Here is a 21513-nt window from a genome sequence, read left to right as displayed (position 1 = left end):
CTGGGGCATCACCGACACTCATCTGGGACTTGCCTGTGAACCGGGGCGTGGGGCCCGAGCGAGCGCACCGGGCTGTGTCACGTGGAGTTGTTATCCCCCGCCTCGGCGGCGAGGCGCACGTGCACCAGGCTCAGTCCGTGCACGGGCTGGTCCAGGAGCGCCCGCAAGGCAGCGAGGCCGGGGGGCCGGTGCACCCGGAGGCCCAGCGCGGCCGCGAGCGCGGCCGGATCGGTGGCCTGCGGCGTGGTGAAGAAACGGGCCAGGTCCGCGGGCGGGGTGACGGCCGGGTACTCCAAGGTGGAGAAGATGGCTCCCCCGCCGTCGTCGATGACGATGACCTGTAGGTCGGGCTCGGCCTCCAGGCTTCCGCGCGACAGGCTCATGGCGTCGTGCAGGAAGGTGAGGTCGCCGACGACGACGCGCACGGGCCCGGCCGTGATGGCGGCGCCGAGCGCGGTGGCGAGGGTGCCGTCGATGCCGGCCAGGCCCCGGTTGGCGATCGCGGCGGGCGCGGGGCCGCGGGCGGGCGCGGCCAGCCGGTCCAGGCGGCGGATGGTCAGGGAGGAGCCGACGACGAGCAGGGGCGCGGCGCCGACGGGGGCGCGCAGGGTGGCGTCCCACACGGCGGTGACGGCGGCGTCCGCGCTGAGGATATCCGCGCGCGCCGGGTCGGGGTCGGCCGGCAGGGCGGCGACGGCGGCGTGCCAGCGCGCCGTCCAGCCGTGTGGGCCCTGGCCCAGATCGAGGGCGTCCGCCAGGTCGGCGGGAGCCGACGGCGCAGCGGTGCCGGCGGGCGCGTTCCGGTGGGCGGCGGGCATGAGCGGCACCACGGATGCGGCGGTGCCGGCGACGTCGGTCCAGCGGGACGTACCGGTCAGCACGTCGATGCGCAGGTCGTCGCGGCCCAGTAGGGCGCCGATCGGGCGGGTGAGGCTGGGGTGCCCGGCGACCACGACGCGCTCAACCTGTGCGGCGAGCCGGGCGCCGGCTCGGGTGTTCAGCAGCTCGGCGTAGCGGGTCAGGGCCTGGGGGCCGCCGCGCGCCCCGGAGGTGGGCTCGGCCAGCAGGGGCCAGTCCAGGTACTCGGCCAGGGCGCGCGCGTACCGCCCGGTGGCGTCGACGGCGTCGCCCGCGACGACGACGCCGTGCTCCTCCCGACACCCGTTCCCCGCGTTCTGCCGTGGTTGTTCCGCAGCCCCCGGACGCTGTGGGGCGGCGGGAACGGGAGCGATCGGCGCGGCGGGTCCGCCCGAGGTCTCGGGGAGGCCCACTTGTGTCGGCGGTGCAACGCTCGGGGCCGTCCCGGTTCCGGCGGGCGTCTCCGCTCCGGGCTCGGACGCGAGCGGGGGCCGGAAGCGGAGGTTGAGCTGGGCCGGCCCGGGGTCGTTGGTGAGTGCCCCGGTGGCGGCGTCTACCGCCCGACGCACCTGGCCGGCGACGGCGCGCACGCCGGCCTGCCCCAGGTCGGCGGTGATGTCGGCGGGCAGGTCGACCGTCAGGCGCGCTGCGGCCCCGAAGATGCGGGTCTGCTCGGTGGTCTGGTTGGCGCCGGTGCCGACCGCCTCGTGGGGCCGGTCGGCGGTCACCAGCAGTAGGGGTACGCCGGCGGCGTCGGCCTCGGCGACGGCCGGATGCAGGTTCGCCACCGCGGTGCCGGAGGTGGTGACGACGGCGGCAGGACGGCGGCGCCCGGCCAGCAGTTCGGCGCGGGCGCACCCCAGGGCGACGAAGCCGGCGCTGCGTTCGTCGAGGACCACCCGCACCCGCAGCTTCCCGTCCCGCTCGGCGGCGGCCAGGGCCGGAACCAGGGGCGCGGAGCGAGAGCCGGGGGCGAGGATCACCTGGTGCACGCCGGCGTGAATCAGGGCGCGGACGACGGTGCGGGCAGCCACGAGCGAGGGCGGCTCGGGATGCGAGTCTGTCCCGGGCCGCGCGTTGTTGCGGCCCGTGGAGTCGGCGGCGCTCATAGGGGCAGTCCGGCCACGACGCTGCCGGCGTGGGCGCGCTCCCGCTCGCGTCGGCGCTGCAGGGCGGCCGTGATGTGGCTCAGGCGCAACTGCCAGCGGGCGGTGAGTTCGGCGTCGGCGGCGGCGGTGCGCAGCAGCGCTCGCGAGACGTGCACGGGGCGCACCGGCAGGGCGCCGTCGGCGGGGATGGCGGCGGGGGCGGCGACGTCGCGGGCGAGCAGCCGGACGGTGCCCAGCCCGCAGGCGTGCTTGAGCCCGGGTAGGGCGGCGGCCAGCGCGACGCCCGCGCCGATGCCGACGCTGGTGTCGATGGCGGAGGAGACGACGGCCGGCAGGCCCAGGCGCTCAGCCAGGGCCAGGGCGCGACGGGCGCCACCTAGCGGGGCGACCTTGAGGACGGCCACATCGGCGGCGTCCAGGCGGGCCACGGCCAGCGGGTCGGCGGCCAAGCGGATGGACTCGTCCGCGGCGATGGGGATGTCCACCAGCCGACGCAGGTCGGCGAGCGCCTGCGTGGAGCCGCAGGGCTGTTCCACGTATTCCAGGCCCTGGGCGGCGGTATTCATCAGCGGCAGGATTCTGCGGGCGGTCTCCAGGTCCCAGGCGCCGTTGACGTCGATGCGGATGCGGCCGTGCGGGCCGATGGCGTCGCGGACCGCCTCGATGCGCTCCAGGTCGGCGGCCAGGGCCTGGCGGTCGGAGACGCGCGCTCCGGCGACCTTGACCTTGACGGTGACTGGCAGGGCACTGGGAGGGGTGGCGGCATGCCGAGCCGGCCCGGCGGCGGTGCCCGCCTCGGCGATCAGGGCGCGCGCCCGGTCGGGGTCGACGGCGGGGACGGTGATGTTGACGGGGATGGTCTCGCGGAGGCGGGGCAGGTCGGCGTTGCCGACGGTGGTCTGTTCCAGGGCGGCGGCCAGCCAGGGGGCGGCGGCGTCGGCGTCGTAGTCCCAGAAGGGGGCGACCTCGCCCCAGCCGGCCGGGCCGTGCAGGAGCACGCCGTCACGGCGGGTCAGGCCACGGAAGGAGGTCTTCAGGGGGACGTCCCAGGCGACGGCTCGGTCAATGTCGGCCAGCAGCGCCCCGCCGACGCCGGCGCGCAGGGCGTCCAGATCGAGTTCGCCGCGCACGCGGGCGGACGCGGACTCCGGGCCGCGGTTGGGGATGGTCACGCCGACAGGATAGCCAGGGGGCCGGGCCGTGGTGGCCGGGCGTGACGATCAGTGCCTAATGGCAATGGTTCGGCCGTCATTCCTCGTCCATGCCGTAGAGCACCTTGCTGGCGGCATCGACGGCGTTGTCCTCCCTGGTGGCCGTCTCAAGCCCGGTCAGCCGCTGGGTCTGCGAGGCACCGGCGATGGCCCGACGGAGTGCAGGGCGACGGTATCCGGCTTCCACAGATGGAAGCCGTCGGCCCAGCGCAGCGCGGTCCAGGTCACGCCGGTGGTTGCCCGTTACCTTGTTTGTGGTTCCGGGTGAAAACGGGTGAAGCTGACTTCGACTCCCGCGGCATGCGCCTGCGGAGCCGTTGACACCAGCAGTGGGGCGCCAGCGCCCAGACCGAGCCCACAGATCAGGCTGCGTCGGGACATGCGCAATGGCTACGATGCGTCTTGGGGTGTGGATGAGTGCATGGTTGTTCCTCGAGTCGGGGTGTTAATGCGAGGTCATGACATGCCGCGAGATTCCATGTGAGTGGGAGAACTACCAGGGTGGCGGATCTGCGAAGAAGGGCAGCAGCCAACGGTCCCAGACCAGGGCGAGCAGCACCGTGCCAACCAGGTAGACCGCTGTTGGAAACAGGCAGCGCGCCCACAGAGGGATCCGGTCTGCGAAGCAAGCCATCACTGTCAGAGTCGCCAGCCCCGCGAAGAATGGTGCCGCCAGTGCTATTAAATCCCACGGGTTCGGCCAGCACCCTGGGTAGGTACAGGTACCGTAGGTACCCGCGCCCGCCGTTAGACGAATAAGGAACACCACACAAACAACACTTAGTGCTACCGCAATAGCTGCCACAACATCATAACGTCCCTTGGTGTGCCATTTCGGGATGAGAACGAAACCGAGCGCCACCTCCAGCGCGGAGCGCCACCAAACAAAAGTGAATGTTCCATCCCCCTTCATTATCCGTGTGACCATCCCGCTGTCGGCCGCCATATTCGGCCGGACCACCGAAAGGCCTGAGGCCATAGCAGCCCACTGCGCACCCCACAGCAACAGCGCGAACCCGACCAGCACCATTACCGTCCGCAAGGCGAAACAGAACCCAACCAGAAGCCGCTGGCAAGCCTTAGAATCAGTCCTCATCTTCCAGACCCTGTATCGATATTAGTCCAGCGCCTCCACAGATTCTCTAAACCCTCCGGATGACCGGGCGTCCCGGATCAGTCGGCCTGCGCCGTCGCGGCCGGGTCGCCGAGGGTGGCGACCATGACGGCCTTGATGGTGTGCATGCGGTTTTCGGCCTGGTCGAAGACGATGGAGCGCTCGGACTCGAAGACGTCCTCGGTGACCTCCAGGCCGTCCATGCCGGTGGCCTGGTAGATCTCCTCCCCGATCGTGGTCTCGCGGTTGTGGTAGGAGGGCAGGCAGTGCATGAACTTGGCCTGCTCCCCCGCCTTGGCCATCAGGGCGGCGTTGACCTGGTAGTCGCGCAGCAGCTCGATGCGCTCTGCCCACACGTCCTTGGGCTCGCCCATGGACACCCAGATGTCGGTGTGTACGAAGTCCACCCCGGCCACGCCCTCTTCCACGGACTCGGTGAGGGTTATGCGGGCGCCGGTGTCGGCGGCCACGGCCTGGGCGGCGGTGACGCATTCGTCGTCGGGCCACAGCTCCTTGGGAGCGACGATGCGCACATCGGCGCCGAGCAGGGCGCCGGCCACCAGCAGGGAGCGGCCCATGTTGAAGCGGGCGTCGCCGATGTAGGCGTAGGAGATCTGACCCGCAGGCTTGTCGGCGTGCTCGAGCATGGTCAGGCAGTCACACAGCATCTGGGTGGGGTGCCAGTCGTCGGTGAGCCCGTTCCACACCGGTACGCCCGACAGTTCGGCGAGCTGGTCGACCTTGGCCTGGGAGTCGCCGCGGTACTCGATGCCGTCGAACATGCGGCCCAGCACGCGGGCGGTGTCCGCCACGGACTCCTTGTGGCCGATCTGAGAGCCGGAGGGGTCCAGGTAGGTGGTGTGGGCGCCCTGGTCGTGGGCGCCCACCTCGAAGGAGCAGCGGGTGCGCGTGGAGGTCTTCTCGAAGATCAGGGCGATGTTCTTGCCCTTCAGGTGCTGAGCCTCCCGGCCGGCTCGCTTGTCCGCCTTCAACTGCGCTGCCAGGCCGATCAGCGTCATCCACTCCTGCGGCGTGAAGTCCAGTTCGCGCAGGAAGCTGCGTCCCTTCAGGGAGGCGAGGACGGCGGGGTCGGGGGCCGGGATGGCGACAGGCATGCGGGGATCCTTTCAAAACTGTGAGTCGAGCCGAGACTAGGCTACCGGCTACGCTGCCACTTCCCCATTACTCCGCTGTCAGTAGCACTGGCATCAGGGCGGAGCATACGGCCTCGCCCGACTTATGGCGGGCATTGCACGGCCTCAGGGATGTCGCGCACACTCGCGGAACACCCACAATGAGCGCCTCTTTGAGGACGGCAGCTACCCACCGCCGCCTGTAAGCTCACGAAAGCTGGAAGCGAATCATACGAGGGCGCGCCCGGGACGGTGCTCCTGAGCGAGAAAGGCTTCCCGAGTGAAAGGCTGCACGCCGTCGTGCGAGGCAAGGTTGGAACGCACCCGATTCAGCGCCAGGAGCGCTGCCCCCTGGGCCGAGGAGAACTGGTCATTCGCCGAGACCACGACCTTCGGGGGGCGCCTGACCCCTGCAGCGAGCGCGGCTCTGATGTCGTCGAGGAACAGATGCGCGACCGGGGTGAGGGCGCCAGCCACGACGACCAGTTCGGGATCATCAATCGCCACCGCAGTCACCAGGGCGGGAGTGATGCCCTCCATCAGTCGGCGAATGCGCCCCAGGGCGACCTGGTCTCCCGTGCTAGCCTCGCGCACGGCGCGCCCCAAGGCGTCCGCCCCCTCGCTGAGCTCCCCCAGCCCGCCGGGACGGTGCTCCGTGGGCACACGGGCATCTGCCGACAGGTCACCAGCCATCCCGTGGGCACCGTGCCTGAGACGACCGCCGTGCATGATGCCGAGCGTAGGACGCCGACCGGTTTGCAACAGAAGAACGTCATCGTAGCCGGACGCTGCTCCCCTGCAGCGCTCCGCGTATACGGAAGCACACACGTCATTGACAATGAGGCACCCGGGCCCCAGAAGAGACTCGAAGCGCTCAAGGGGACGTGTACCGTTCCAAGAGGGGATTGCCGCACTCTCCACCAGAGTTCCGTCTTCCTCAACGAAACCACCGACGGCGAGCACAGCCGACCAGCACTGCGCCCCTCTCAACGCCTGCTCGACGACCTGTCGGGCAGCAACGTCACGCTCATCGTCCTCCCGCCCGGCGGTAAGACGAATTTCGGATTGCGCGAGTTCTTTACCATCTAGGTCGAGACACTGAGCTCGGACCACGTGGGCTCCGACATCCAGGCCGAGCACACACCCGGACGGCACTCGCAGCGAGTACGTCTGAGCGGGCCGCCCCTTGGCACCCTGAGCCGACGTCCCCACCGCGACCCACCCTTTGCTCTGGAGATCACGCAGCACCGTCCCGAGCGTGGCTACCGTCAAACCCGTCGTCTGCCTCAACTGCGATGCGCGCTGCGGGCTGGACTCGCGCAGCGCAGTAAGCACTGCGTACTCGTTCCACCTGCGCAGCACACCTGGGTCGCCGCGGCCGATGCTCGCCCGTTGCGCGTGGCGCTGCGATCCGGCCAGCGCGGGCCGCGGTTCAGCAAGGGACGTGTCCTCCACAGCCGACATCCTTCCAGGCACTTCCGCACACGTCCAAGACGTGCTATCTTTTCTTTAAGTAGTTTACTTACTACCTAACAAAAAACAACCGCTCACCGTCATGGTGGTCGCCGCGCCCCGAGGGAGGGACCATGTCAGACATCCGCTTCGAAACGACGGTGATCCCCGTTACGTCGCTCGGTGAGCTCGGCGAACTCATCCTCGACGGCGGAGACCGCCGAGTTCCGACCGCCGCCGATCTGGAGCTGTTGCAGGTCGGGGAGCACCACGCAAGTGGTCCGCCCACTCTCCTGCCCTACCGCTACCAGGACTCCTACGACGGCAGCGTCACACCGTCTGAGCTCAATGTCGCAATCCTGGAGAACCAGCGGCTACGGGCCGAGTTTCTGCTCGACCTCGGCGGACGCCTGTGGCGCCTGACGGATCGCCGTTCAGGCCGTGAACTTCTACACCAACCCGAACGAATCGACCTAGCCAATCTCGCTCTGCGCAACGCCTGGTTCGCCGGCGGCGTCGAGTGGAACCTTGGCACCACCGGCCACTGGGGCCTGACCAACGAGCCCGTGGCCGCAGGAACCCTCCCGGATGGACGCGGTGGACGGATCCTGCGTATGTGGGCGTATGAGCGCATGCTCGGACTCACCTGGCGGTTGGACGCCTGGCTACCTGATGGATCCGATTCCCTTTACACCCACATCCTGCTGGAGAACCCTACCACCCGGGAGGTTCCCGTCTATTGGTGGTCCAACATCGCCATTCCGCAGAGCGCCTCCACCCGAGTCATTGTCGACGCCGACTCGGCCTTCCACTTCGGCTACGCCGATGCGCTCGACATCGTCAGCGTCCCCGAGCATCACGGACGCGACATCACCCACCCCCAGCGTCAGGCTGGCGGCGCAGACTACTTCTATCGCATCCGATCACGCATCCCATGGATTGCAGCGGTGGACGGCGACGGCGTCGGAATCTGCCAATACTCGACGCACGAACTGAACGGGCGCAAACTGTTCACCTGGGGAAGCGGCATGGGCGGGCGGTCATGGCAACGCCGACTGTCCAGGACACGCCGCTATGCCGAGATCCAGGCTGGGCTTGCCTCCACCCAACTGGAGCACTTACACCTCTCTGCGGGCGCCTCCATCCGCTTCACCGAGTGCTACGGCCCTGTAGCCATCGACAACCCGGAGGACCAGTGGGAGGCAGTCGTAGCGCGCACAGCGCGGGCCGTCATCAATCCCGCACGCCTGGAGGAGGCCTCGGCACGTCTCACCTCCCTTGAACAATCCCGGGTCACCCCCGTCCCCCTCAAAGATGGCCCGGAAGAGCGCGCAGCACGGGAGGGATGGGGAGCCCTCGAGGTGCTGGCAGGACATCGAGTTGCCTCCTGGGCTACGCCCTTCAACACCGATACGCTCAACGCCGAGCAGAGCGCTTGGCTCAAAGCTGCACGCACGGGCCAGCTGGACCCAATCCTGCTCGGGTCAGCGATGATCGGACCCGATTGGATCGCCGTCCTGCGACGCGCAATGCCCAGTTGGTTGCGCGACTACCTTCTTGGGGTAGCACTTCACGCCGCAGGTTTCACGCAAGAGGCCCGTGCACTATGGCGAAAGTCAGAGCGCGCGCACCTTACCGCGGACGTCCTACGCGCTCTGGCCCTCACCGACTCCGACGGCGAAGCACGCGCCCGTGGCCTGCTCCGTGCCCACACTCTTGCCCCAAATCGTCACGGCATCACTATCGAGGCACTCACCCACCTACTCGACATCGGCCTGATCGACAAAGCCCTCACCCTCATCGACTCTCTGCCCTCCGCCGTGCGTGGCCTGCCCCGAGTGCAGTATCTAGAGTGCGTCGGCCGGGTACGGGCAGGGCATCTTGCGCGAGCTCGCGAACTAATTGAGACCCCACTCAGTCTCCCGGACCTGCGTGAGGGTGACCTGGGCCTGGAACGCCTGTGGTGGGACTATCAACACCTCGCCGGAACGCACGACCCTGTCCCCGAGGCCTATGCCTTCGCAATGACCACGCCAACACAGGAGGAGCGCTACTGAGACAGGAGATCGGCGCTCGACGGTGAGCGCCTTCCCACCCCGGCTTGGCCGCACCGACATACCACGACTGCGACACAAAGCTGCAGTACCAAATACACGAACAAAGGAGATCGTGATGACACTCACGCGACGTGACTTCATATCATTGTCAAGCACAGCTGCACTTACCGCCACACTGGCCGCTTGCGGTAATTCCGGAACCGCCGACTCAGGCGGAGACCAGCGTTTCACCTATTGGTCCATGTGGCAGCAAGGAGAGCCTCAGCAGGTGCTCCTGGCAGAGCTCTTCGAGGCCTTCACCGAGAAAACAGGCATCCAGGTTGAGGCCCAGTGGGCAGGTCGCGAAGTGCTCACTCAGGTGGTCCCGCGGCTGAACTCGGGCAACCCCCCAGACCTCGTTGACCAGGCCGCTTCGGACTTCCCCGCCAAGCTCGGCCTGGACAATCTCGCAGATCTGACCGACTTGTGGGCCATGCCCATCGACGGCGAGGACATCACCGTGGGCGAGTCGGTTCCCGAGTCGCTTATGGACGCATTACGCACCGACGGCAAGATCTTCTGTTTCCCCTACTCCGTGGCCGGTGAGACCATCTTCTTCAACAAGAGAATCACCCCCGAGTTGGTGGAGAACCCACCCCAGAGTTTCGACGATCTGCTCGCCTATCTCGATGAGCGCAAGGCGGCGGGGCGCACGCCGATCGCCCTCGACGGTGACATCAAGGATTACGAGGCCTACTGGCTCGAGTCCGCGCTCCTGCGCGCTGGCGGACGTGGCGTCATCACAGAGGCTGCGCAGGACGCGACCGGCGAGAAGTTCGGGTCCAAACCGTGGGTGGACGCGACCGAGGCTATCGGCACACTCATCGCCGGGGGCTACTTCCCTGCAGGGTTTCAGGGCACCAAATTCCCCACGCAACAGGCTTCCTTCGCCGACCAGTCAACTAAAACCGACATGATTCTCATGGGCACCTGGTTCCCATCCGAGGCCTCCTCCTCCCTAGAGAAATCTGGAGACGATCCAGACTCGGTGGAGTGGGGTTCCTTCAAGTTCCCAGCCGTCGGAGACAACGCCGGAGCTGGTATCGCGATCTCCGGTCCCACCGGCTTCGCAATCCCGATCAAGGCACGCAACCAGGACGCGGCCAAAACCTGGATGGCCTACTTTGCCAATAAAGAACGTTGTGGGCGTATCGCCTCGGACGCCAAGAACCTCACGGCACGAACTGACATTGACCAGAGCCCCGAGCTCGCTGACTACGGTAGGGAGTACGCCGAGGCCTCCGACGTTGTACCCTTCACCGACGGCGTCGGCGTCGCCGAACCGCAGTGGGTCACCGACGTCTGGCAGCCCCTCGTCAATGACTTGTTCGGCGCGAAAATCGACGCCGCCCAATTCCGGGAACAACTGGCCGCCAACACAGTGACCTACCACGGGAACCAGTGATGGCCTGGCTCCGCACATCCGCGTCGTCCCCCGGGGCAGGGGCGGCAGTGTCCGTTGCCTCCCCTGCCCAGGCAGCTCGCCGGCGTCTCTACTGGCCCTTACTCCTTCCGGCGCTCGTTGCATATGTAGGGCTCCTCATCGTACCTGCCCTCTACGGCGTCTACATCTCCTTGACCACCTGGACGGGCCGCGGCGAGGCACCCCAGTTCATCGGATTGGGGAACTACAGACGGCTGTGGAGGGACGCTCTGTTTCGTCAGGCGTTCACCAACACGCTCCTCATCCTCGTGCTTTGCGGCGTCGGCATATTCATACTGACCTTCATATTCTCCGCAGTTTTCCGCGAGGCGCGTTGGAGCCGGGCAGCATTATCGTTGATGTTCTTCCCATACCTGCTCTCCGCAATAGCCGTCGGTATCGCGCTGAGTCTATTACTGTCCCCCGATGGCCCTCTCAACGCCGGGTTGCGCGGACTGGGGCTGGGATCGTGGGCGCGGATGTGGCTGACGCCGGACTACATTTTCAAAGTGATCGTTGTCGGTATCGTATGGGTAAGCGTAGGCTATTACCTCACCCTCATGATGAGCGCGATCGGGCGCATTCCAAGATACTACTACGAGGCGGCCGAGCTCGACGGCGCGGGTCGGCTACGCACATTCTTCAACGTGACCTTGCCTCTGACTTGGGACGTACTGACGGTCTCCGTGGTGCTTTGGTGCATCAACTCGATCAAGATCTTCGAGTTCATCTATGGCATCACCGGTTCTGGGGATGCGCCGGCACCAGAGGCCCGCACCCTGACTATCGCTCAGTTCCTGGCTACCACGGGAGGACGCAATCCCCAGTATCAGCTCGGTTTGGGTAGCGCCATGGGGGTAATCATGGTCATTCTCATCTCGCTGTTCGTCATCGGAGTACGGCGACTCATGCGACGCGAATCCTTGGAGTTCTGATGGCGGACGAAGCGATTGAAGTCACCACAACAAGACAAGTCGCCGCTAAAGGCACCGCCCCCTTACCCGAGCACTCTATCCGCCATCGCATACGACGCACACTCGGCACTCTGATATGGCAGGCCACCAAACTCATGATCGCACTGTGGTGCCTTTTCAACATCGCATTATTCGGATGGGTCATCCTCAATTCGTTTCGCGGGGGATCTGCCATCTTCAGCCGTCCACTCGAACTCCCCAAGAGGGTCTCGCTCACCAACTACGTCTCCGCCTGGACTGCATCATCGCTGGGCCGGGGCCTATTCAACACGCTGACCATCGTCGTCACCTGCACGATCATCACGGTGGCCCTCGCCTCGATGGCCGCCTATGTGCTCGCGCGCACCAACGTCCCAACAGCGGGCCCAATCACGTCCTTTTTCGCGATAGGACTCGGGATCCCTGTTCAAGTCGTCATGATTCCCCTGTGGGTCGCAATGAACGCACTCTCCGGGTTCATGTGGGATACCATCGGCTGGTGGGACGAACGCATTAGCCTTGGCATGTTATATGTGGCTACCTCCCTGCCCTTTGCGGTATTTCTGCTCACGGGTTTCTTCCGTTCCCTGCCCACCGACCTTGAGGAGGCGGCGGCTCTGGACGGGGCCTCTGCGTGGATCACCTTCGTCAAGATCATGTGGCCTCTGGCACGCCCTGGGGTACTGTCAGCGGCGATGCTTACCCTCATGGGCCTTTGGAACGAGACACTCCTTGCACTGGTATTCATCACGGATGATAAGAAATACACCCTTCCGCAATCGCTGCTGGCACTTCAAGGCACCATGCAATACACGTCCGACTGGGGCGGACTGTTCGCCGGAATCGTCATCGTCGTCATTCCCACTGTCCTGCTCTATGCCATCCTTGGCAAACGACTAGTCGAGGGGATGACGCTCGGCTCAGGCAAATAGCAACCGGCGGCTTAATCGCCCCACTTTCCATTTCCTTTCCCGGCCCGTCGTCTTTGAAAGGCTTACAATGATCCAGTTCGGAACCGGCGGTTGGCGCGCCATCATCGCGGATGGCTTCACCCGCGCCAACGTTCGTTTTCTCACTCAGGCACTCGCGAACCGTATGGCCCGAGAGGGCTCAACTGACCGCGGCGTCGTCATCGGCTACGACCGCCGCTTTCTGTCCGACACCGCTGCCTGGTGGGCAGCTGAGGTTCTCGTGGGCAACGGGGTGCCCACCACCGTCCTCGACCGCCCCGCCCCCACCCCGACGACCATGTGGACCGTGCGTGAAACCGGAGCCGCCTACGGCATGGTCGTGACCGCGTCGCACAACCCTGCTCTGTATAACGGCATCAAGATCGTTCTGCCAGGCGGGCGTGACGCGGACCTCGCCACCACCGACGCTCTCAGCGAGCACGCCAACGCTCTCACGGAAGCAGACGTGCGCGCCGTCGCGCCCGACGAGGCACGCTCCCACTCACTCGTCACCGTCCAGACCTCGCTTAACCAGTACCTCGACGCGATTCTCGACAAGCTGGACACCGAGACAATCCGCAACGCCCACATGCACCTCATCCTCGACCCCATGTTCGGGGTCTCCGAGACGAGTCTGCAAACCATTCTGCTCACCGCCCGCTGCCAGGTTGAGGCTATTCACGATCGCCACGACCCACTATTCGGCGGGCATGTGCCTTCTCCCACTGAGGACACTCTCGCGGCACTGCGTCATGCCGTCCTCGAGTCGGGGGCTGATTTGGGTATCGCCACCGACGGCGACGCCGATCGCCTGGGCATTATCGACGAGACCGGCACTTACATCACTGCCAACCAGGTGCTCGTCCTGCTCTATGACTATCTTCTCACCCGGAAGGGGTGGAGCGGGCCGGTAGTGCGCAACATGTCCACCACCCACATGCTCGACCGCGTCGCCGCCGCCCACGGCCAAACCTGCTACGAGGTGCCTGTCGGTTTCAAGTGGATCAGCGCGAAGATGGCCGAGACAAACGCCATCATCGGCGGGGAGTCTTCTGGCGGTCTGACCGTGCGCGGTCACATACCCGGCAAAGATGGCGTCTACGCCGGTTCTCTGCTGGTAGAGGCCGTGGCTGCCTCCGGCAAGTCTCTGTCCGAGCTGTATGCCGACATTGTCGAGCGCTATGGCGAGCTTGTCATAGTCGAGGCTGCTTACGGCTTCACCGCCGAGCGCCGCAGCCAGCTGGCCTCGCTGATCTTCGAGGACCATAACCTACCGGACTTCACTGTTCTTGGTCACAAGACCGAAAAGGTCGTCTGGGAGGACGGCTGCAAGATCTACTTCACGGATGGCGGCTGGGCGACCATCCGCTTCTCGGGGACAGAGCCCCTGTTGCGCGTGTTCTGCGAGATGCCCACCCGCAGCCAGGCGCAGACCGTTGCCGACGCCATCGCCACCTACTATGAGCTGAGTTGACGACGTGACCGACACGACCACCCGCACGGCTCTCATTCTCGCCCGGGGCTTGGGCACGCGGATGCGCGCCGTCAGCGGCGGCTCCATCATGAGGGCCGACCAGGCTGCCGCTGCTGCCAGCGGCAACAAGGCACTCATGCCCATCGGAGAGCACCGCCTCGTCGATTACTCCATGAGTGCTCTGGCAGATGCCGGCATCGAGCGCATCGTAATAGTCGTCGGTCCCGAACACGACGATTTTACAGCACACCTGCACTCGCTCAGCCTGAGTCGAATCGCCGTCGAGCTTGCCGTCCAGGTTGAGCCGCGGGGCACCGCCGACGCCGTCGTATCGGCCGCCGGAGCCATAGGTGATGACCCCTTCCTTATGATCAACGGAGACAACTACTACCCGGTGGAAGGAATCCGGGCTCTCGCCGCCCACAAGGGCAACGCCTTGCTCGGTTTCGACCGCGCTACTCTCGTGGCTGGTTCCAACATCCCGACCGAGCGAGTGGCGTCTTTCGCACTAATATGTTCGAAAGATGGCCTGCTAGTCGACATCGTCGAAAAACCAACGCCAGAGGCGGTCAGTTCCGCCGGGACGCATGCACAAGTCTCGATGAACTGCTTCGCCTTCATGCCAGACATCTTCGAGGCCTGCCGCCGCATCTCACCGTCACCGCGTAGCGAGTACGAGATCGTAGACGCAGTGCGCGCCCTAGACACTCCCGTAACAGTCATCGGTTGGAGCGGCCCGGTACTCGACCTGACATGCCGTGACGACATCGCAGACGTCGAAGCCCGTCTCGCCGCCACCGAGGTACTCCTATGAATGAGCATGGCACTCCGGCATACGCGACCTACCTCGGCAGCTCCGCCCCCGTACGCTCCGCCTGGCGCGTACCCGGGCGTATCGAAATCCTGGGCAAGCACACCGACTACGCCGGAGGACGGGTCTTGGTGGGGGCCGTCGAACGGGGAGTCACCGTCTGCGCCGAGCGCTCCAACAACGCTATGGGCACCCTGACGGCCACAACGACAGCTGGCGGTGAGCCCGTGTCGCTGACAGCCAACGTCAACTCGGCTTTGCCAGTTGGCCACTGGGGGCACTACTTACAGACGGTACTCGATCGGCTGACTAACAACTTCTGCGCGTCGGTACCCGCCAGTCTGACAATCACCTCGGACCTGCCGCCAGCGTCAGGTATGAGCTCCTCCTCGGCGCTTGTCTGCGCGTGCGCCCTCGCCTTGGCGGACCTCAACGGCTGGTCCTCCTCGGAGGTTTGGAAGCGCAACATTCCTGATCGTCTATCACTCGCCGGCTATTTTGCCAGCGTCGAGAATGGGAGGGATTGGCGCGAGCTGCCAGGCACAACGGGTGTAGGGACGCAGGGCGGCAGCGAAGACCATACGGGCATACTGTGTGGAGCAAGAGACAAGTTGCTCTACGCCGAGTTTGACCCTGTGCAAATACTTCGACTTATCACTTTTCCCTCACAGTGGTCGATCGTCGTCGGCATCAGCGGCGTGCTAGCTGAAAAGAGCGGTGCAGCGCTTGCGGACTATAACCGCGGACCGGAAACCCTGCAGACAGTACTCGCGCGTTGGAACGAAGCCAGCGGACGCAGTGACACCACGCTGGCAAGCGCGGTCCGTTCACTTATCGGTGAAGCCACCGGCAGTGAAGCCATGAAAGACCCACAACTAAAAAGGCTGCTCAACTTCACAAAGTCAGATTACGAGAGAGGACGCGTTGAACAATTCCTCATAGAGTCGCTAGTCCTTGTGCCCGCCGGAGCCGACGCCATCGCAACGGCCGACGCTAACGCAATCGGAGCGATAGTCAATCGCTCACATAGTTTAGCAAACGAGCGTTTGCACAACCAGGTTCCAGCTACAAACTCAATGGTGTCGCTGGCCCGAGACATGGGTGCAATCGGGGCCTCAGCCTTCGGCGCAGGATGGGGCGGTTCAGTTTATGCCATCGTACCGAGCACTGATGCCTACGCTTTCGCAGACGAATGGATAGAACGGTACAGAACAGAGTACGACGCACTTCCGTCGGCCTCGGCCTTCGTCACTCGACCGGGGGACAGCGCTACACAGCTGGAGGGTAATTGATAGGGATGTAGGAATCCGGCGCGCCAGGGTTTGGGCTGGCGAGGAGGCGGCCGACCGTTGAGACGACGCGGATGTCTTAGCCCGAGCCTCTCAGGAACCAGGCCGCCTCGGCAACACGCCGGCCGTCTGACGAAGGAACCCCGCACCAAGTGCCGGGCCCTTACGAATCGGCGCCGGGGGATCTGTTTCATCCCTAGCTCCCAGGCTCAACGCTTCCGCCGGTCTTCGCGCCAGTCAAACCCGGCCATCGCCGACTGCCGTTCACTCGCAGACCTCCGGGCACCATTTGCCAAACAGGCTGGCAACCTCACGATCGCGTGGGTGTCAACCGGCGTCCTGGCGGACCGTACGGTCGCCGAGGTCGGCACCGAGAGCTACGCGCGTGGTTGAAGTCAACGCGATCGCCTGGCAGGCGCCGGCGTCCGGCAAGGTACCGACGCTGAGGTTGATTGTCACGTCCTGGTCGGTCTCGAGGACTTCCGCACTCACGCCCTCACACTGCGCAGGGCCGGCCAGGAATGTCAGCTCGATCGTCCGCGGGTCGACCAGTTCCCACGAGTCCCACGCGACGGCGGCGGGCGAGACCAGGTCGTCGCGGGCCTGAAGCACCTGGACCGAGCCCGTCGCATCACCGGTCGGCGCGGGAACGCTCGTTGAACCAGCCGCTCCGGAGTCACCGGTGGCTGTGGCCTGCTCCGTCGGCGAGTCCGTAGCATCATTGGGACCGGTCGGCTCGGTTGAGGCGGTGGGTGAGTCCCGCGCTTGCGTGCAGCCTCCCGCCCCCGCGATCGCAATGCCCGCGGCAAGCGCAAGTCTCGTCATTGTGCGGCGTCTGATCAGCGACATGATCGCCCCCTGTGCTCGGTGGTCGGCATCGGCGCACGCCGGACTAGTCGGACTAGTCATAGTTCGAGGCGTCCACCATCTTCTTGACATCGGTGTTGAAGTAGGGCCCCCAGTTCTGGTCCGCCGAGTCCAGCCATGTGGACGTCACCGACCGAACATGCCCCAGCCCGGTACGGTTGTTGTACTGGGCAAGCCAGGGCCCGCCCGATGAACCATTACCGAAGTCGCAGCCTGTGACCGTATCCCGATCGTCGTCACCGCGGGTAGCACTCCAACAGGCCCACATGCTGTAGCGACCGTTCGGATTGCTCTTGTTGCTCGGGTAGCCGAAGATTGAGACGTCGAAGCTCTTGGAGCCGTTCCACATGAGGCCGTGCCCGCCGACGGCGTCGACAATTCTTCTGTTGTCGTCTCCGCCGTTGTCCAGGGTAATGATTCCGACGTCGTGGGAGAGGTCCGAGTTGTCGATCCAGGAGTTGAATGTGCGCAGGGTGCGCGCAGTCCAGATTCCCACCGGATCGGGGTCCGCCTTCCGGCCGTCGTAGGCGGGGACGAACACAACGTTCTGCGACCAGGCCCCCTGGTAATACACGCAGTGTCCCGCCGTAATGATCACGCGCTTAGTCGGCGTGTTGAGCGCGGACGCCGAACAGTATCCGTTCTCTTTTTCATAGCCCTCGAAGAACAGCTTGCCGTTGGTAACGGAGTAGTTCGTCACCGGCGGCGCGACCACCGCAGTCTCCTCGCCGGAGTCCGCGGTCAGCGTTTGCAGGTCCTCGTCGAAAAGGCCGGCGGCCTGCGCCTGCGCGAGCACGTCGTCGGCGGGCTCGGCGGGCTCGGTGAGGCCCTCCTCTCCCGGCTCGGAATCGGCGGCGGACGCCAGCGCCGAGGCCTCGGCCTGGGCGAGCTGTTCGGAGTCCGCGACGACGTCTACGGGCTGGGCCTGCGCCATCCGCTCGGCCGTCCAGTAGTCGATTACGTCCTGGTCGGACTCGGCATCAATGTTGTCCAACGCGGCCTCGTCCGCGAGCACCGCCTCCTGGCCGAAGCTGTTGGGTGCGACGACGGCGGTTGAGGCGGCGTCGTCTTCGGCAACCGCCGCGGCAGCCGCTGATGGCGTGACCGCGCCGTCCGGGGCCGGTGCAGCGGCGGTTCCGGACGCCGAGGTCGCGGCGACCGCCGGAGAAACAGTCAGGGCCGCGATCGCAGTCAGTGACAGAAGCGTCACTCTCAGGGGTCTCTTGGGGTTCTTTCCAGCGAGTCTCGCGTTCATGAGGTCCTTCCATGTCCACCCACGGAATCGCCTTGCGTAAACAGCACTACGCACTCAAGCGCCCGGGCGGATATTGGATGTTGCAGGGTTCAGAGACATGACCGCGCAAGCGATCAAAACTCACGGTAACGGTACGAACACATCGAGTCAACCGCCCGAGGAGACTCATCGCGAGTGTTCGCAAACGGGGTGCAAGCCCTCATCCGGAAAAAACGGCAGCGCTCCGGCTCGGACCGGCGAAGACCTCAGACGGCGTCGCGGGCGACGGGGCAGGTCATGCAGTGGGCCCCGCCGCCGCGCACGTCAGCCGACACCACACGACTCGTCCCAGAGCTGGTTACCATTGTCACCACCGCCGACTCGCCGTTAACCGTCACCGGCTATGAGAAGGTCGTAGCCTCACCCCATGGGAGTGGTTGATGATCTTCGCCGGGTGGCGGCGGCAGCACCCCACTTGGGCGGGTTGGAGTCGCAGCGGGAGCGTGCGCGGGGGCTTAGCTCCTCGGGGCGCGCCCTGCGGCGCTCGGCCGTGCTCGTCCTATTCGGGGTGGGCGAGCAGGCGGCATCCCGCGGGGTGCGCGCCGACGGCGAGGGGGCATCGGTGGACGACCTCGACGTCGTTCTCACGCTGCGCTCCGCGGCGGTGAGTCACCACCCCGGCGAGGTCGCTTTCCCCGGCGGCGGGCTGGAGCCGACCGACGGGGGCGATCCCACGGCAGCGGCTCTGCGCGAGGCATGGGAGGAGGCGGGCATCGAACCGTCCGACGTGGATGTGCTCGGCGCGCTGCCGGAAGCGGCGCTGACCGCTTCGGCGAACCTGGTGACTCCTGTGCTCGGCTGGTGGGCGACGCCTCGGGATATGCGGCTGGACGGCACCGAGACGAGGTGGGCGATGCGGGTTGGGGTAGGTGCGCTCGTGGATCCGGCGGCTCGGCGTACGTGGGTGCTGGAGAGCGGCGGACAGGTGTGGCGGGGCCCCGCCTTCGTTCCCCGCGACGACGGGCCGCTCGTATGGGGCTTCACCGCCGCGGTGCTGTCCACGGTGATCGATGCCGCGGGTTGGACGGTGCCTTGGGACGAGGCGCGGGAGATCAGCGTCGTCGGGAAGTGAGCGGCGCAGTCGCCTCGGACACCCGAGCAAGCTCGGCGTCACTCGGCTCAATCGCGCGTGTACGGCAAGGCCTCTCACGCGACTCAATCGCCTCGGACACCCGAGCAAGCTCGGCGTCACTCGGCTCAATCGCGCGTGACCGGGCAGGTCATGCAGTGGGCCCCGCCGCGGCCGCGCACCAGCTCGACGCCGGGCGTCTCGATGACCTCCACGCCCGCCCGGCGCAACACGTCGTTGGCCCGCTGGTTGTGCGCGTAGCCGATGACCCGCCCGGGCGCCAGGGCGACGACGTTGCAGGAGTCACGAGACAGTTCGCGCAGTGCCTCGGCCTCATCGGACATGTCGGGGCTGATTACCTTGAAGGCGTCGATGCCGGCGGCTCGGGCCAGGACGGCGTCCATGTCGCCGCCGTCGTGGACGGTGACGCGCAGGGCAGAGCCCTTGGTGGAACCGTGGTTGGCGCCGGGTTCGATCTCTACGGTGGTAACGTCGTTGAAGCCGGAGAAGCGCAGGTAGGTGTCGGGGGCGACCATGGTCATGAGGGTGTCCAGGTGCATGACGGCGTCGAGTTCGGTGTAGAAGGCGCGGTCGGGCATATGGATGCCGATCACCCGGTCGGCGACGCCGTCGGCGAAGAGCCGAGTGGCCAGGCGCTCCACGCCGGCCGCGCTGGAGCGGTGGGTGAGCCCCATGACCAGGGTGCGGTTGCCCAGCACCTGGAAGTCACCGCCCTCGACGGTGGCCGGGGAGGCGCCATGCGACTCCACCCACAGCGGGCCGCGCTCGCCCCGGTCCCGGTCCGACGACGTCGCCCCTCCCCCACGCGGGACGGAGCCGACTCGGCTGGCGAAGGCGGGGTGGAAGCGGTAGACGGCCTCGTAGTTGACGGCCTCGCGGCGTCGGGGGGCCAGCGCCATGGTGTTGACGGACACGCCGCCGTACAGCCAGGCGGAGGTGTCGCGGGTGAACAGGTGGTTGGGCAGGGGGGTGACCACGAACTGTCCCTCCAGGGTGGACAGGTAGGTGGTGGCGAACAGGGTGGCGGCGTCGCCGGGGTCCAGGCGCTCGCGCAGCTCGTTGCGGGTGATGCCGGCCAGGAGGACCTCGGCGAGTTCGGCGTCGGGCAGGCCGCCCAGGAAGTCGATGAGCACCTCGGACGTGGACACGCCGACCGCCTGCGGGCCGACGGTCTCCTCCAGGACCAGGCGACGGGCCTCGGGGACGGCGAGGGTCTCGGTGAGCAGGTCGCGGAAGTCGTGGACGATCACGCCCTCGGCGCGCAGGATGGCGGTGAAGGCGTCGTGCTCGGCCTGGGCGCGGGCGATGTTCAGGGCGTCGTCGAACAGCAGGGAGTTGGCGTTGATCGGCGTGATGCGGGCGATCTCCCGCCCGGGCCGGTGGACGATGACCTCACGCAGGCGGCCGGTCTCGGAGTCGACGCGGCCACCGCCGGCCGAGCGCGCGATGACCGTGCGGTCGGCGGGGTCCGAGGCGGTTTGGGGACTCTGCGTCATGAGCGTCATGGGCACAGGCTAACCGGGTCGAGCGCCGGGCGTGTGCGCGAGCACTGTGAACCGGGCATTGTGCGCGCCGTAAGCGGACGCGCCTGCACTCACGAAACGCGCGCGCATCTGTGCGCCGACGGGCGCGCACCCTCATGGGCGACGCCTCACGTGTTTCTGCGACGGCCTGCTCCACCGGCGTCCGCCGGCCTCGTAGGCTACTCGCTGAGGCCGAGCCGGCTCGCCGCGTCACCTAGGGAGAATGTCCCGGCATCGCTGCTTCCAGCAACGCCGTCAGAAACCGGAAACACACCCTGATCCGCCGAGGTCAGGAACACATCCCCATCATCGGAAACTCTGACGAAGATCGCATACTCGCCGCCGGACGCCATCTCAACCGACTCGGCCGTGCCAGTATCCGCTGGAATCTCCAGGGTGACCGCCTCATCACTGAAACTCGGATCACTCGCAAGCACGTCACAGTGGACAACATCCCACGCCGCACCATCCACGACACTCGCCTCAACATCGGTCACCGAGATGCGCAGCGCATAATCCGAAGCGGCTTCCAACTCACTCAACGAACCGTAATAGGGCGAGTCCTCCGCGACGCGATCATCGCCCGAGCCGCAGGCAGCCACCGTCACCACGCCAAGCGCAGCGCAGGCAACAGTGAGCATCTTCTTCACGGAAGGCATCTACGACCTCCTCGTCAGGGAACACGGCCTGATAGAAATGATTCTAACATAAGGGGCTCTTCGTATTTGTGGGTGTGGTGGTTCGGGTTGAGGCTGTGATGTGGGTGGTCGTTTCGGGTGTGGGGGTCATTTTCGAGTTATCGGCGTGAACGTGTTGCTAAAGATCGGGATTTTGGTTGCTGTGGTGCGGGGAAGTCGGGGTGATTA

The 21513-nt window shown here is 66.0% G+C and carries 18 protein-coding genes; 8 read left to right on the top strand and 10 right to left on the bottom strand.

The genetic code is table 11. From position 1 onward, the window contains the following. Positions 1–77 precede the first annotated feature (77 nt). The 6 genes from menD to DRB06_RS11830 form a co-directional block, all read right to left on the bottom strand. Positions 78–1967: a 2-succinyl-5-enolpyruvyl-6-hydroxy-3-cyclohexene-1-carboxylic-acid synthase gene (menD, locus tag DRB06_RS11845; RefSeq protein ID WP_111820050.1), complete on the bottom strand. Its 1890-nt coding sequence runs from the start codon at positions 1965–1967 to the stop codon at positions 78–80. Then, on the bottom strand, positions 1964–3139 hold the full coding sequence (locus DRB06_RS11840; protein ID WP_234415890.1) for an o-succinylbenzoate synthase: 1176 nt from the start codon (positions 3137–3139) through the stop codon (positions 1964–1966). Before DRB06_RS11840 ends, menD begins: the two co-directional genes overlap by 4 nt. Positions 3140–3215: 76 nt before the next feature. Further along, positions 3216–3365: a hypothetical protein gene (locus DRB06_RS16240; protein ID WP_159097680.1), complete on the bottom strand. Its 150-nt coding sequence runs from the start codon at positions 3363–3365 to the stop codon at positions 3216–3218. 306 nt (positions 3366–3671) lie between these two features. Then, positions 3672–4274, bottom strand: a complete 603-nt coding sequence (locus DRB06_RS15875) for a hypothetical protein (RefSeq protein ID WP_108968071.1) — start codon at positions 4272–4274, stop codon at positions 3672–3674. Between the two features lie 77 nt (positions 4275–4351). Next, the gene (argF, locus tag DRB06_RS11835) at positions 4352–5407 is read right to left on the bottom strand and encodes an ornithine carbamoyltransferase (RefSeq protein ID WP_111820049.1); all 1056 of its coding nucleotides are present in this window, start codon (positions 5405–5407) and stop codon (positions 4352–4354) included. 246 nt (positions 5408–5653) lie between these two features. Beyond that, positions 5654–6889: an ROK family transcriptional regulator gene (locus DRB06_RS11830; protein WP_111820048.1), complete on the bottom strand. Its 1236-nt coding sequence runs from the start codon at positions 6887–6889 to the stop codon at positions 5654–5656. Between the two features lie 122 nt (positions 6890–7011). Here DRB06_RS11830 and DRB06_RS11825 point away from each other — a divergent pair, with 122 nt between their 5' ends. From DRB06_RS11825 to DRB06_RS11795, 7 genes are all read left to right on the top strand, one after another. Continuing rightward, the gene (locus DRB06_RS11825; RefSeq protein WP_111820047.1) at positions 7012–8934 is read left to right on the top strand and encodes a DUF5107 domain-containing protein; all 1923 of its coding nucleotides are present in this window, start codon (positions 7012–7014) and stop codon (positions 8932–8934) included. Between the two features lie 241 nt (positions 8935–9175). Then, entirely contained in the window at positions 9176–10378 is a 1203-nt protein-coding gene (locus DRB06_RS11820; RefSeq protein ID WP_159097682.1) for an ABC transporter substrate-binding protein, read from the top strand. 170 nt (positions 10379–10548) lie between these two features. Further along, entirely contained in the window at positions 10549–11331 is a 783-nt protein-coding gene (locus DRB06_RS11815; protein ID WP_159097683.1) for a carbohydrate ABC transporter permease, read from the top strand. Continuing rightward, a complete protein-coding gene (locus tag DRB06_RS11810) occupies positions 11331–12281 on the top strand; it encodes a carbohydrate ABC transporter permease (protein ID WP_199912495.1) in 951 nt (316 codons plus the stop codon). The genes DRB06_RS11815 and DRB06_RS11810 overlap by 1 nt, the downstream gene beginning before the upstream one ends. A 67-nt stretch (positions 12282–12348) precedes the next feature. Next, positions 12349–13773, top strand: coding sequence for a phosphoglucomutase/phosphomannomutase family protein (locus tag DRB06_RS11805; protein ID WP_108968081.1), 1425 nt, complete (start codon positions 12349–12351; stop codon positions 13771–13773). A gap of 4 nt (positions 13774–13777) precedes the next feature. Further along, entirely contained in the window at positions 13778–14587 is an 810-nt protein-coding gene (locus tag DRB06_RS11800; RefSeq protein WP_234415891.1) for a nucleotidyltransferase family protein, read from the top strand. Beyond that, complete coding sequence (locus tag DRB06_RS11795; RefSeq protein WP_111820045.1) at positions 14584–15876, top strand: galactokinase family protein; 1293 nt, start codon at positions 14584–14586, stop codon at positions 15874–15876. Before DRB06_RS11800 ends, DRB06_RS11795 begins: the two co-directional genes overlap by 4 nt. 324 nt (positions 15877–16200) lie before the next feature. Here the strand turns inward: DRB06_RS11795 and DRB06_RS16390 are convergent, their stop codons facing one another. Together DRB06_RS16390 and DRB06_RS11785 are read right to left on the bottom strand one after the other, a co-directional pair. Continuing rightward, positions 16201–16722, bottom strand: a complete 522-nt coding sequence (locus tag DRB06_RS16390) for a hypothetical protein (protein WP_199912496.1) — start codon at positions 16720–16722, stop codon at positions 16201–16203. A 52-nt stretch (positions 16723–16774) separates the two neighbouring features. After that, entirely contained in the window at positions 16775–17950 is a 1176-nt protein-coding gene (locus DRB06_RS11785) for a serine protease (protein WP_234415892.1), read from the bottom strand. Positions 17951–18401: 451 nt separating this feature from the next. On the opposite strand from DRB06_RS11785, the gene DRB06_RS11780 reads away from it, so the two are divergent. Next, positions 18402–19106, top strand: a complete 705-nt coding sequence (locus DRB06_RS11780; RefSeq protein ID WP_111820044.1) for a CoA pyrophosphatase — start codon at positions 18402–18404, stop codon at positions 19104–19106. A 125-nt stretch (positions 19107–19231) separates the two neighbouring features. Here the strand turns inward: DRB06_RS11780 and DRB06_RS11775 are convergent, their stop codons facing one another. Beyond that, the gene (locus DRB06_RS11775) at positions 19232–20620 is read right to left on the bottom strand and encodes an arginine deiminase family protein (protein ID WP_073330997.1); all 1389 of its coding nucleotides are present in this window, start codon (positions 20618–20620) and stop codon (positions 19232–19234) included. 206 nt (positions 20621–20826) lie between these two features. After that, entirely contained in the window at positions 20827–21306 is a 480-nt protein-coding gene (locus DRB06_RS11770; RefSeq protein WP_073330999.1) for a hypothetical protein, read from the bottom strand. Positions 21307–21513: the final 207 nt, after the last annotated feature.

Source organism: Actinomyces sp. Z5 (assembly GCF_003287795.1).
GTDB lineage: Bacteria > Actinomycetota > Actinomycetes > Actinomycetales > Actinomycetaceae > Actinomyces > Actinomyces glycerinitolerans.
This window is presented reverse-complemented; position numbering and strand designations above follow the sequence as displayed.